We start from the raw sequence: 13,246 nt of genomic DNA on the forward strand, positions 1-13,246 counted from the left end.
TAATAGCTGATCGGCCCGCGCCTCTCGCTCGGGCCGATCAGCTATTACTGGCCCAAGGCCGAGGTCGACGCCTTCTATGCGATGGTCGCCGAATCGCCGGTCGACATCGTCTACCTCGGCGAGACCATCTGCTCGAAGCGCAATCAGGTCCGCTTCGAGGACTGGATGGCGATCGCCGAGCGCCTCGCCGAGCACGGCAAGGAGGTTGTTCTCTCGACGCTGGCACTGGTCGAGGCCGAATCCGAGCTCAAGCGGCTGCGGGCGATCTGCGAGCAATCGCGCTTCTTGGTCGAGGCCAACGACATGGGCGCGGTGCAGCTGCTCGCCGGGCGCCCGTTCGCGATCGGCCACAGCGTCAACTGCTACAACGATCGCACCCTCGCGGTCTTGGCCGGCCAGGGGCTCAAGCGCTGGGTCTATCCGGTCGAGCTGACCCGCGAGACCCTTGAGCAGATGCAGCGCGCCCGTCCCGACGGCGTCGAGACCGAGGTCATGGCCTACGGCCGTCTCCCGCTCGCCTATTCGGCGCGCTGCTTCACGGCCCGGCACAAGGACCTACCGAAGGATGACTGCCGCGACGCCTGCATCGATTACGCCGACGGCCTCGTCGTCAACACCCAGGACGACCAGCAGTTCCTGGTCCTGAACGGCATCCAGACCCAGTCGGCGCATACCGTCAACCTGCTCGCGGAGCTGCTGGCGATGCGCAAGCTCGGGGTCGACATCCTGCGCATCAGCCCGCAGTCCGAACACATGGAGCAGATCATCGCGCTGTTCGATCAGGCCCTGCGTGACAGTGTCGACCCGGCCGAGGCTGCTGCGCAGCTCAACGCGCTGATGCCGGTCGGCCCCTGCGATGGCTATTGGCATGGTGAGGCCGGAATGGCCAAGCACGCCATCGCATAGTGTCCGAGCACCAATGCACGGGTTGCACATGAACGGCCCTCAGCCTCCTTCGACCCAACGGTAGCCGAACGAGCACCTGACCTGATCGATCGATCTCAGGCGCCCCCATCAAATGAACGAACGCAGGCGGAACGGAACGTGACCATACTGAATCTCGGCATCCCGAAAGGCAGCCTGCAAGACGCCACGATCGAGCTGTTCGAGCAGGCGGGCTGGCGTATCAGCAGCTACTCGCGGAACTACTTCCCCGACATCGACGACCCGGACATCCGCTGCTCGCTGGTCCGGGCCCAAGAGATGGCCCGCTATGTCGCCGACGGCACGCTCGATCTCGGGCTGACGGGGCTCGACTGGATCCTCGAGACCGAGGCCGAGGTCGAGCAGATCAGCACCCTGACCTATTCAAAGACATCGAACAGGCCCAGCCGCTGGGTGCTGGTGGTGCCGAACGCCTCCCCGATCCAGCGCGTCGAGGACCTGCAAGGACGCAAGATCGCAACCGAGCTGGTCGGCTTCACCCGCCGCTATCTCGCCGAGCGCGGCATCGAGGCAGAGGTGGAATTCTCCTGGGGCGCCACCGAGGCCAAGGCGGTCGAAGGGCTGGTCGACGCGGTGGTCGAGATCACCGAGACGGGCAGCACCATCCGCGCTCACGGGCTGCGGATCGTCGAAGACCTGTTAATCACCGAGACCCGCCTGATCGCCAACCCGAGCGCGATGCAGGATGCGGAAAAGCGTGCCCGCATCGACCAGATCGCGCTGATGCTCCGGGCCGCCCTGACCGCTCGGCACAAGGTCGCGCTGAAGTGCAACGTGCCCGCTCATCAGCTCGACGAGATCGTCGGGATGCTGCCGAGCCTCCACGCCCCGACGGTGAGCTACCTCTACGACCGCGAATGGCTCGCCGTGGAGACCATCGTCGATGCCGACGCGGTGCGTGATCTCATTCCGCGAATGCGCGCAGCAGGCGCTGAAGGCATCCTCGAATACGCACTGCGAAAGATGGTCTGATCTCCGGGCGCCTGCTGCCTGGTCACGGAAAAGGGCTGGAAGTTCGGGCGAAACCACCTGAAGCATCGACTGATATCCGGTGACTTGGGCAAGACGACCGAGCGACTCGTGGTTGGCCAATAGTCGCCGGCCGATATTCGACACCACGCATCAAAACCGCAATCAACCTTTGAAGCCCCGTTGCTTTTCCCCGGCTTTCGATTATGCTTGAACCCGACCGAGGCGGTCGGGTTCTTGGATGCCGCCATTCCATCATCTTGTCGAGGCTGGGGAAAGCACCGCAATGGCATCACAATATTTGCGAATTCTAATTTGGCCTGTGTGCTTCAGCGTGCTGCTCGGCGGTTGTGGCGGTCCAGCTGAGGATGAAGCGAAACAGGCGGGTAAGACGAAAGGGGATTTCCCCGAATCGGCAGCCGACTACTTTGCCGATATGGATGGTGGCGATCAGTTCAGCGAAGACGAGATCAAGGGCCGTAATACCTGGATGGTGTGGACCGGTGGGAATGAGGCCTTCTGGGACTACCTGGCGAACAACAGCCTCGGCACCTTCGATCTGCTGAAGACGATCTCATCCTTTCCCTGCTCCGACGAGCAGCGCGCCTATTTGGCGAATCTCGATGAGGGGGCCGCCGGCGACATCCCGGAGGCGGCATACAGCAGCGGCTATACCGGTGGCAGCGGGAGCGACTCGGGTGAGACGAGGAACTACTACGCCTATTACGATCGCGACAGCCGCTTCGAGTATCTGGGCCTCATGAACGAGCCCGGCTTTCAGCGGCCGACGAAGCCGGACGAATACGGCCTCTGCATCGATGAGGCGGTCGACGCCAAAGACCCCTTTGATCCTGAGGTTTATGGCTATCCCTCGGGTGTACTCGGCTTGCGACTCTTTCCGAACCCGAACTTCGACGAGGATGCGGAGGCGAAATGGAAAGAGGCGAACAGTAGCGCGCCGAGATACTACACGGACCCCGATTACTACCAGGACCGCGACCTGGTGCGCCCCTATCGCGTCGGCATGGCCTGCTCCTTCTGTCATGTCAGCCATCACCCAACCAACCCGCCGGATGATCCCGAGAATCCGGAGTTCGCAAACCTGTCCGGCACCATCGGCGCCCAGTATTTCTGGTTCGGACGCATCTTCGCGCCCAATGTGAATAGGCGTAATTTCATCTGGCACATCCTTGCGACGCAGCAGCCTGGCGCTGTGGATACCTCCTTCGTGCCGAATGACTACATCCTGAACCCGCGCGCGATGAATGCCGTGTTCGATGTCGAGGCGCGCCTCGGCGCGGCGGAGCGCTTTGGTGAGGAGACCAGCACTGGCGGCGCTCTCGAACTGCCCGAGGTCGATGAGTATGGGCCGACCTTCGGCGTGCCGCACGTGCTCTGGGACGGGGCCGACTCGGTCGGTATCGATGCCGCACTGACCCGCGTCTACATCAACATCGGCGAGTACCACGAGGAATGGATTCGCCACATCAATCCGATCGTCGGGCTGAAGCCGCAGACGCCGATCCGTGTCGAGGACGCGCAGTCGCATTCGGTCTACTGGCAGGCGACCCAGGAGCGCGCCGGCAACATGGCCAAGTATCTGATCCGCGCCGGCGCACCGATGCCGCTGGCCGAGGCCCCGAATGGAACGGACTACCTGCAGGGTGCGCGCAGCGACGATGAATACCAGTCCCTGCTCGAGCGCGGCAAAGTGGCCTTTGCCGAGAACTGCGCGCGCTGCCATTCCAGCAAGCTACCTGAACCGGCGCCGGGCCTGGATCAGGCCGTGATTTGCGGCGAGGACCGGGACTATATCGATTGCTGGAGCCAGTACTGGGAATGGACCCAGACCGACGCATTCAAGTCCCAGATGACCGAGCTGGTCCTGCGGGACGACTTCCTCGAGGACAACTACCTCTCCACTGACGCCCGTATCCCGGTGACGCTGCTCGAGACCGAGGTCTGCTCATCGATGGCGAGCAATGCGATCGAAGGCCGCGTCTGGGATAACTTCTCATCCCAGACCTACAAGGACCTGCCGGGCATGGGCGAGCTGACGCTGACCAACGCCGTTACCGGCGAGGATTTCAGCTGGCAGGCGCCAGCCGGCGGACGCGGCTATCAGCGCGTGCCGTCGCTGATCGCGGTCTGGTCCTCGGCGCCCTTCCTGCACAACAATGAGATCGGCGACTTCCCCAAGGACCCGTCGACAGCTCCTTCCACCGCCGGGCGCATGGCGGCCTTCGACGACGCGATCCGCGAGCTGCTCTGGCCCGAGACCCGGGACGGGACCGTCCATCGCACCGACCGGGTCACCTGGCTCGAGGTCCCCCTCGCGGCGCTGCCGGGCGTCGTCGGCGTCGTACTGGGCGACAATCCAGCCTCGGCCGCACTGCGGGGCCTGCTCGGCATCGGCTGGGCGGTCAAGGACGTCGATGGCTCCCAGCGGCTTAGCATCGGTCCGATCCCCCGCGGCACGCCGGTCAACCTGATCGCCAACATCAACATGGAACTGCATGACGAGCGCGTCAGCGGCTGGGACCTGATCGGCTTCCTGCGCAAGGCCAAAGGACACTTCAAGGAGATCAACCGGATCATCGAGGACGAGGGCCTCGGCCCCGAGGAGCAGAACCGGCTCGCGACCGAGGAGCTCTCCGACCTGGTCCCGGACCTGATCGCGCTGAGCTCCTGCCCGGACTTCGTCGTCGACCGCGGCCATACCTTCGGTGCCGAGTTGTCCGATGCCGACAAGGAAGCCCTGATCGAGTACGTCAAGACCTTCTGACGGCATGGACTACGACTACATCGTCGTCGGCTCAGGGGCGGGCGGCGGCCCGTTAGCCGCGAACCTCGCCAGCGCCGGACACCGCGTGCTGCTGCTCGAGGCCGGCGACGACGCGCAAGACATCACCGAGCAGGTGCCGGCCTTCCATGCGTCGGCCTCCGAAGAGGACAGCATCTCCTGGTCCTTCTTCGTGCGCCATTACCGCGACGAGAACCGCCAGCAGCGGGACCCCAAGCACCGCCCCTGCAGCCATGACCCCTCCCGCGGCGGCATCTACTATCCCCGCGCCGCGACCCTCGGCGGCTGCACCCAGCACCACGCGATGATCATCGTCCGCCCCCACAACAGTGACTGGGACGGGATCGCCGCCATCACCGGCGACCCGAGCTGGGGCGCCGAACCGATGAGCCGTTACTTCCGGCGCCTGGAGCGCTGCGAGTACCGGCCCTTCCAGCGTTTCCTTCAGCGTCTGCTGGGCTGGAACCCGAGCGGTCACAGCTTCGACGGCTGGCTGACGACCACCCTCGCCGACCCGAAGCTGGTGCTCGGCGACAAGGCGATCCGAGAGATCATCCTCGACTCGGCCCGCTACGCATTGGGCCACACCCGCAGCCGTGTCCCGCTCTGGATCAACCGGCTGATCCGCACCCTGTTCACCCGGGCCGACCCGAACGACTGGCGCAGCGTGCGCCGCCACCGGGTCGGCGTCCGGCAGGTGCCGCTCTCGGTGGCCCACGGCCGCCGCAACGGCGTACGCCAACGCCTGCGGCAAACCGCTGCGGAGCATCCAGACCGGCTGACCCTCCGCTCGCATGCGCTGGTGACGCGGCTGCTGTTCGATGAGGATGATCCGGCCGCGAACCGGGTTGTCGGTGTCGAATACCTCGATGGCGCCCATCTCTACCGCGCCGATCCGCTGCACTGCAGCAGCGAAGCGCCGACCCGGCAGGTCCGCGCCGCCCGCGAGGTCATCCTCTGCGGCGGCGCCTTCAACAGCCCGCAGCTGCTGCAGCTCTCCGGCATCGGCCCGCGGGATGTGCTCGAGGCCGCCGGCGTGCCGGTCCGCCACGAGCTGCCGGGTGTCGGCGCCAACCTCCAAGACCGCTACGAGATCAGCGTCGTCTACCGGATGAAGGAGCCCTTCGCCGCGATGCGCGACGCGACCATGACGCCGGACCTGAAGGACCCGCACTTCCGCGAATGGCAGCGCGGCGGCGGGATCTACACCTCCAATGGCGCCGTGCTCGGCATCATCGACCGCAGCGAGCGTCGCATCACCGACCCGGACCTCTTCATCTTCGGCCTGCTCAGTGACTTCCGCGGCTACTACCCTGGCTATTCCGAGCGGATTCGCGAAGCCCGCCGTTACCTGACCTGGACCGTCCTCAAGGCCCATACCGGCAACAGCGCCGGCCGAGTCGCGATCCGCAGTACCGACCCGCTGGAGCCGCCGGCGATCGACTTCCACTACTTCGACGAGGGCAACGCCCCGGACGAGGCCGATCTCAGCGCCGTCATCGCGGCCATCCGCCGGGTGCGCAAGATGGTCCGCGCCTACGAGCACCTGATCGACGACGAGGAGGTCCCGGGGCCGGGCTGCGCCGACCCGACGGACCCGAGCCGGGAATACCGGCTGCTCGCCGATTTCGTCCGCGACGAGGCCTGGGGCCACCACGCCTCCTGCACCTGCGCGATCGGGGCGGACGCCGACCCGATGGCGGTGCTCGACAGCCGCTTGCGCGTGCGCGGCACGCAAAACCTGCGCGTGGTCGACGCCTCGGTCTTCCCACGCATCCCCGGGCTCTTCCTGGTCGCCCCCGTCTACATGATCGCCGAGAAGGCGAGCGACCTGATCCTCGAAGACGCCGGCCCTTCCCCAACCGCCCGCTGCGACTAGCCCTTCGGCAAGAGGCCCGACATGACCGCCGCCAATCACGAGCGCCATCGCGAGCTGATCTTCAGCCCCCTCGAGTTCCGCAACCTGCGGGTCAAGAACCGCCTGTTCCGCTCGAACCTCGCCGGCATGTTCGACGACTACAACGGTCACGGCGGCAATGCCCGGATCAATTGGGAGGAACAGTTCGCGCGCGGCGGCGTCGGGACCATCATCTCGTCCTACTGCCCGATCGCGATCCGCGGCCGCATCCTCTACCGCTACGCGACCATCGATGATGACGACAAGATCCCGTTCTGGCGGCTGGTGGCCGAGCGCGTGCACCGCCATGACTGCAAGTTCATCCTGCAGCTGAGCCATTCCGGTCGGCAGCAGGACCTCGGCGGCGTCGAGAACATCTATCACAAGAAGCTCAGCTCCACCGACAAGAAGGACTTCTTCCACGGCTTGCTGTGTCAGGCCATGACCCAGCAAGAGATCGATCAGGTCGTCGGGCAGTTTGCCGCCGGCGCGCGCCGCGCCCGCGAGGCCGGACTCGACGGCGTCGAGCTGCACGGCGCCAACGGCTACCTGATCACCCAGTTCCTGAGCTCGGGGATCAATGACCGCGCCGACGGCTATGGCGGCTCGGTGGCCAATCGCACCCGCTTCGTGCTCGAGATCGTGCGCGCGATCCGCCAGGAGTGCGGCCGCGATTTCCACCTGCAGATGAAGATCAACGGCGTCGACCACAACGACTGGCTCTATCCCTGGCAGCCCAAGGGCAACAGCCTGGACGAGTACATCGCAATCTGCCGCATCCTCGAGGACGACGGCAACGGCGTCGACGCCTTCCACGTCTCCAGCGGCAGCACCTTCCCGCATCCCCGCAATCCGCCCGGTGATCTGCCGATGCGCTCGGCCGCGCGCTGGTACGACAGCATGCTCTCGGAGGGTGTGCGCACGCGGCTGAACCATTTCATCTTCGGCGACCCGTTGCTCGGACCGCTCTTCCGTCGCTATTGGAACTACCGCCGGGGCCCGGTCATCGAGGGCATCAACCTGGACTATGCGCGCGCGATCCGGCAGCAGGTCTCGGTCCCGGTCCTCTGCACCGGTGGCTTTCAGCACGCACAGCACATCGCCGCGGCCATCGACAGCGGTGCCTGCGATGGCGTCAGCATCGGTCGACCGCTGATCGCGAATCCGGACCTGCCGAAGATCCTGGAGCGCCAGGACGGCCCCGACCCGGGCAAGGAGTGCACCTATTGCAACAAGTGCCTACTCAACGACCTGGAGAACCCGCTCGGCTGCTATGAGCTCTCGCGTTATGACGGCGCCGACTTCGACCAACGCTACGCGAACATGATGCAGACCGTGATGGCGGTGTTCGAGCCGCCAAGCTCTTCGCGCCTGTCATTCCCTGATTGAGTGCCGCCTTCATCCCGAGCAGACCGGAGCACGAATATGAGCCGTTATACGACAAACGAGCCGCCCCTCACACCTGTCGAGCAGTACGCCCGCCGCACTCAATGGGTCATCCGCGGCATCCTGCTGTTGCTGATCCTGTGGCTGATCTTCGACTGACGCCGATGCGGAGACGCTGATGACCGCCGCCGACACCACCGACGCCAGCCCCCGGCAGACGGGCCCCCAGCCAGATCCCGATTCGCAGCCCCAGCCACAGCCCCATCTACAGCGAAAACCGCGCCGCCGACATCACCTGCTTTGGCTGGGTCTGATCGCGATCATCGGGCTCGCCGTCGTGATCCTGTATCCGTTGCTCACGCGCACCGAGCCGGTCACCTACTCCGACCCCGTCGAGCACTTCAAGTACGGCTCCATCGGCAGCGAGCCGGTCAGTGGCATCCCCTACGCGATCTGGAAGGCGCTGCCGCTGATGTTCGCCGACAAGCTGCCGCCCGGTTCGCAAGCCGACTATAGTGCCTTCGGACTGCTCTACGAGCCCGGCAAGGATCTGCCGATCGGCACCTCGGTGCGCAAGGTCATGGGCATCGACCGGGTCTGGCTGAATTGCTCCGTCTGCCATGTCGGCACGGTACGGAACGAGCCCGGCGCTGAGCGGCAGCTTCTGATCGGTGCGCCGTCGAACAACCTCCGGCTGTTCGATTTTGTCCAGTTCATGCGGGCCGCGGCGATCGATAACCGGTGGGACCCTGATTATGTCCTCGCGAAGATCGACGAGGCCGGGGTCGAGCTTGGTTTCATTCAGCGGCTGCTCTACCGATTCCTGGTCATCCAGCAGGTGCGCGATGGTCTGCTGACCTTGGATGAGCAGCTGGACTTCCTCGATCGCCAGGAGCAGCTCGGCCACGACTGGGGGCCAGGCCGGGTGGACACCTTCAACCCCTACAAGAAGATCCAGTTCAACTACGCGATGGACCGCATCCCCGACGCGGAGCTGACGGGCGCCGCCGACTATCCGTCGATCTGGATGCAGCGCCCGCGTCAGGGCATGAACCTGCATTGGGACGGCAACAACGCCTCGGTCGAGGAGCGCAATCTCAGCGCGTCACTGGGTGCCGGGGTGACCCCAGCGACGATCGACATGGCCAGCCTGGAGCGCATCCGCGACTGGCTCTGGGAGCTGCCAGCACCGGCGTTTCCGGCCGAGCGGATCGATCGCGAGCAGGCCGCCGCCGGCGCACCGCTCTATGCCCAATATTGCGCCGCCTGCCACGGCGCGCCGAAGGCCGACGGTAGCGGCTACGACTACGACCGCAGCCGCTATCCGCGCCTCGGCGAGGTCGAATCGCTGGCGGCCATCCGCACCGACCCCGGCCGCTGGCGCTCCTACACCCAGGCCTTCGCCGGTGATCAGAACATGCTCTACGCCGGCTATCCGCGCCCTGCGGACGGCTGCGCCGAACGCCTGTGCAGCGCGCGCTTCACGCACTTCAAGAAGACCGATGGGTATGCGAACCATCCGCTAGACGGCATCTGGGCGCGCTCGCCCTACCTGCACAACGGCTCGGTCCCGACCCTGCGCGCGCTGCTCGATCCCGCTGTCGAGCGGCCGGTGACCTTTTATCGCGGCAGCGACGTCTTCGACTGGGAGGAGGTCGGCTATCGCACCGAGCCGCCAGCTGACGGGCCGTCGCTGTTGTTCGACACGCGCGTCCCGGGCAACGCGAACAGCGGACACGAAGGGCCGGAATACGGAACCGACCTGTCTGCCGCGGAGAAGGACGCGATCGTCGAGTACATGAAGACCTTCTAAGGCGATTGCCGGAAAAGCTCGTACCGAATTGCGCAGGATTTTCGTTTGCCTTCGAGGAGCGTCGCCGGGAGCATAGCCGGGCTATGTGACCGGCGGCGCGACGAAGAAGGCGAGCGAAAAGACCAGCAAGGCGGTATGAGCTTTGACAGAAATCGCCTAAGCGGGCGCCCTCGGCCCGGGCCGCCGCGGGATGCCAATCCGGCGCCGGCAAGCCCAGTTCAGGCTGGGGCGCGCTCGCGGCGGAGCGCGCATCCCGCAAGAGACGACCGCGTTTAGGCTGCGACTCGAAACCGGAGATCCATCGATGCTGAAAACCAAGCTGGCACGCTGGCTGACCGCGGCAGTCCTTCTGATCCTGCTGGTTACGATCAGCGTCTGGCTCATCGCCTTCCGCACGGTTGCGCAGGAGCCGTTCCCAGACATGGCCGCCGAGTTCAATCACGGCTCGATCGGCAACGAGGATGTGCAGGGCATCCCGTATTGGATCTGGCGCGTCCTGCCGACGCTATTCAACGACTATCTTCCCGGGCCGACCGCCTACAGCTCCCTTGGCCTGTTCTGGGAGCCCGGCGCCGAGCTGCCGGTCGGCTTCTCGAAGAAGGTCGTCGGCACCGAGCGGGTCTCGATCAACTGCGCCTTCTGCCATCAGGGCAGCTACCGGCTCCATCCCGACGAGCAGTCGCGGCTCGTCGTCGCCGGGCCTGGCAACCGGATCGCGGTCCAGGGCTATCTGCGCTTTCTGGCGCGGGCCGGCAATGATCCGCGCTTCAACGCCGACACCATCCTCGACGCGATCACGCTGATCTACGAGATGCCCTGGTGGCAGCGCCTGACCTATCGCTTCCTATTCATCCCGGCGACCAAGCGCGCGTTGCAGGAGCAAGGCCGCAACTTCGCGTGGACCGACGCCAATCCGGATTGGGGCAGAGGGCGGATCGACCCATTCAATCCAATCAAATACGGCATCCTCGAGATGGGCAATGACGGCACCATCGGCAATTCGGACATGATGCCGCTGTGGCAGCAGGCCCTCTCCGAGGGCGAGAACAGCGCCGGCGAGCCCCGCTCACTGCATTGGGACGGACTCAGCACCAGCCTGCACGAGGTGGTCGTCACCGGCGCCGTCGGCGACGGGATGAGCTATCGCAACTATCAGCGCAATGCCGTCAACAAGCGCATCGCCCGGATCGAGACCTTCGTCCGCGAGCTGACGCCGCCGCCATCGCCCTACTCACCGGAGCGTGACCCATCCGACCCGTTCCATGTCGATCCGCAGCAGGTCGCGCGCGGCGAGGCCCTGCACCGCGAGCACTGCGCCCTCTGCCACAGCCCCGACGGAGCGCGCTTCCGGACCCCAATCCCGGTGGACGAGGTCGGCACCGACCGTCATCGGGTCGAGATGTGGACCGCCGAGGCGGCCCGCCGCTACAACAACTACCGCGACAAGGGCAAGGACTGGGGTTTCAGCGGGTTCCGCGACATCGACGGCTACGTCGCCGTCCCACACACCGGCCTCTGGCTGCGAGCGCCTTACCTGCACAACGGTTCGGTACCGACCCTGCGCGACATGCTGCGCGCGCCCGAGGACCGTCCCGAGGTCTTCTATCGCGGCTACGACGTCCTCGATGCCGAGAACGGCGGCTTCATCGCCGACGGTCCGGTCGCTCAGCGCGTCGGCGACCGCTACGACACCCGCATTCCCGGCAACGGCAATGGCGGGCATCGCTATGGGACCGATCTGCCGGCTGCAGATCAATCGGCGCTGCTGGCCTACCTGAAGACGCTCTAGGTACGGCGAAGTGGCCATCGCCTCCGCCCATCGCTTCCGCCCACCGAACCCGCGACGAGGTCCTTCTCATGACCGCGCTCTTCGCCGATCCCCGCCGCGCCTTGCCCAGGGTCATCTGGACCGGTATCGGGCTCAACATGCTGTTCGTGATCCCGCTGTTCTTCTTCCCGACCACCCTTTTTGCGCTGCTCGGGATTCCGCTCACCGATACCATCCTCGCCCGGGCCAGCGGGATGCTGCTCTTCATCATCAGCGTCTTCTATATCCCCGCGGCCTGGAACCCGGAACGCTACCGAGCGAATGCCTGGTTCCATTGCGTTCCGTCGCGGCTCTGTGGCGCGACCTTCTTCACCGTGATGGTGCTGCGCTTCGGCGCGCCGATCGGCTACCTCTCCATCGCCATCGTCGACGCCGTGTTCCTGGTGCTGGTGCTGATCCTGCTGCTGCGGATCACCGCATCCGAACGCGCTGCCGGCAAGCCGATCGGGCTCTACTGATCTCTGCTGGGGTTCGGCGGAGGCTGCCAGGGCCTACCGGGGCCTACCGGGGCCGGTTGGGCGCAACGGAGAGCGATTGGCCGCAACCGGGCGCCCGCGCGACGAAGTCGTTCAAGCTGTACCTTTCTTCCGCTCGAGCCATCCCCAGGCATCGAGCCTATCGACCCTGAGGGCGATCCCATGAGCAACTACGCGATCATCGGCGTGCACGGTCTGAACAATAAGCCGTCAAGCGAGAACCTGACGCGGCTTTGGAGCGAGGCGATCATGGACGGTCTGCGGCGGAACGAGGGACGAACCAGCGATGCTGCGCCGGCCTTCGAGATGGTGTTCTGGGCCGATGTGCTGCACGGCCCGGAACGTCTTCCGGACCGAGATTACCCGGCCTGGCCCGATCCGGGGCGCTTCCCGTCCTACGACGAAGGCTACTGGGACGCGCTTCGGGCCGAGCTCCAAGACCTGGTCGACACGCCGCTCGATCTCGCCAAGCGCTGGCTCGGTGCCGACCCGGTGGCCGATGTCGTCCTCAAGCACACGCTGACCGATCTCGGACGCTACTACAATGAACCGGCGATCCGCGACGAGCTGCGCGGTCGCCTGCGTGCCGCGCTGGACCAGGCGTACGGCGCTGTGCGGCGCATCATGGTCATCGGCCACTCGATGGGCTCGATCATCGCGTACGATACCCTGCGCGCGATCGGCCGCGAGCGTCGCGACCTCAGCGTCGACCATCTGGTGACCATCGGTGCACCGCTCGGTCTGCCGAATGTGAAGTTCCGCATCAGCCGGGAGCATGATCTGGTGCGCACGCCGTCGATCGTCCGCAAATGGACCAATCTCGCCGAGCGGCGGGACCCGGTCGCGTTCGACACCCATCTTGCAGGCGATTATCGGGGCAACGACGACGGAGTGCACGTCCATGACGATCTCGTCTGCAACGACACCGTGCTCGACGACGACGCAAAGCACCCCGACTACCACAGCGGCATCGGCTATCTGCGCACCCCGGAGCTGTCGCGGATCATCCGCGGTTTCCTGTGATCGTCAGACACCGCTCAACAACCTATCAGACCGCCTAGACCTGTTACGTCTTTACCCCATGCGGTTCCCTGAGCAAAATCAGGTCCGCGGAGAGCCCCATCGAGCT

9 protein-coding genes are annotated in these 13,246 nt (G+C 65.5%); all 9 read left to right on the forward strand.

Going from position 1 to position 13,246, the window contains the following annotated elements:
• The first annotated feature begins 9 nt into the window (after positions 1-9).
• Positions 10-906 carry a ubiquinone anaerobic biosynthesis protein UbiV gene (gene ubiV / locus CKO40_RS14120; RefSeq protein WP_338074179.1) on the forward strand — a complete coding sequence of 299 codons (897 nt, stop codon included), beginning with the start codon at positions 10-12 and terminating at the stop codon, positions 904-906.
• 138 nt (positions 907-1,044) lie between these two features.
• Positions 1,045-1,917 carry an ATP phosphoribosyltransferase gene (gene hisG, locus CKO40_RS14125; RefSeq protein WP_200346875.1) on the forward strand — a complete coding sequence of 291 codons (873 nt, stop codon included), beginning with the start codon at positions 1,045-1,047 and terminating at the stop codon, positions 1,915-1,917.
• 319 nt (positions 1,918-2,236) lie between these two features.
• On the forward strand, positions 2,237-4,699 hold the full coding sequence (locus CKO40_RS14130; RefSeq protein WP_200346876.1) for a hypothetical protein: 2,463 nt from the start codon (positions 2,237-2,239) through the stop codon (positions 4,697-4,699).
• A 4-nt stretch (positions 4,700-4,703) separates the two neighbouring features.
• Positions 4,704-6,596 (forward strand): GMC family oxidoreductase, encoded by a 1,893-nt coding sequence (locus CKO40_RS14135; protein WP_200346877.1) that lies wholly within the window; start codon positions 4,704-4,706, stop codon positions 6,594-6,596.
• Positions 6,597-6,617: 21 nt separating this feature from the next.
• Positions 6,618-8,003 carry an NADH:flavin oxidoreductase gene (locus CKO40_RS14140; protein WP_200346878.1) on the forward strand — a complete coding sequence of 462 codons (1,386 nt, stop codon included), beginning with the start codon at positions 6,618-6,620 and terminating at the stop codon, positions 8,001-8,003.
• Between the two features lie 175 nt (positions 8,004-8,178).
• The gene (locus CKO40_RS14145; protein WP_200346879.1) at positions 8,179-9,813 is read left to right on the forward strand and encodes a c-type cytochrome; all 1,635 of its coding nucleotides are present in this window, start codon (positions 8,179-8,181) and stop codon (positions 9,811-9,813) included.
• 304 nt (positions 9,814-10,117) lie between these two features.
• Complete coding sequence (locus CKO40_RS14150) at positions 10,118-11,602, forward strand: c-type cytochrome (protein WP_200346880.1); 1,485 nt, start codon at positions 10,118-10,120, stop codon at positions 11,600-11,602.
• 68 nt (positions 11,603-11,670) lie between these two features.
• Entirely contained in the window at positions 11,671-12,099 is a 429-nt protein-coding gene (locus CKO40_RS14155) for a hypothetical protein (RefSeq protein WP_200346881.1), read from the forward strand.
• Between the two features lie 180 nt (positions 12,100-12,279).
• Positions 12,280-13,140, forward strand: a complete 861-nt coding sequence (locus CKO40_RS14160; protein WP_200346882.1) for a PGAP1-like alpha/beta domain-containing protein — start codon at positions 12,280-12,282, stop codon at positions 13,138-13,140.
• Positions 13,141-13,246: the final 106 nt, after the last annotated feature.

This window comes from Halochromatium glycolicum (genome assembly GCF_016584085.1).
Taxonomy (GTDB): domain Bacteria; phylum Pseudomonadota; class Gammaproteobacteria; order Chromatiales; family Chromatiaceae; genus Lamprobacter; species Lamprobacter glycolicus.

Coding starts and splice junctions, on each gene's coding strand:
- CKO40_RS14160 (WP_200346882.1), top strand. CDS start 12,280: ATGAGCAACTACGCGATCATCGGCGTGCACGGTCTGAACAATAAGCCG.
- CKO40_RS14145 (WP_200346879.1), top strand. CDS start 8,179: ATGACCGCCGCCGACACCACCGACGCCAGCCCCCGGCAGACGGGCCCC.
- CKO40_RS14155 (WP_200346881.1), top strand. CDS start 11,671: ATGACCGCGCTCTTCGCCGATCCCCGCCGCGCCTTGCCCAGGGTCATC.
- CKO40_RS14140 (WP_200346878.1), top strand. CDS start 6,618: ATGACCGCCGCCAATCACGAGCGCCATCGCGAGCTGATCTTCAGCCCC.
- CKO40_RS14135 (WP_200346877.1), top strand. CDS start 4,704: ATGGACTACGACTACATCGTCGTCGGCTCAGGGGCGGGCGGCGGCCCG.
- CKO40_RS14150 (WP_200346880.1), top strand. CDS start 10,118: ATGCTGAAAACCAAGCTGGCACGCTGGCTGACCGCGGCAGTCCTTCTG.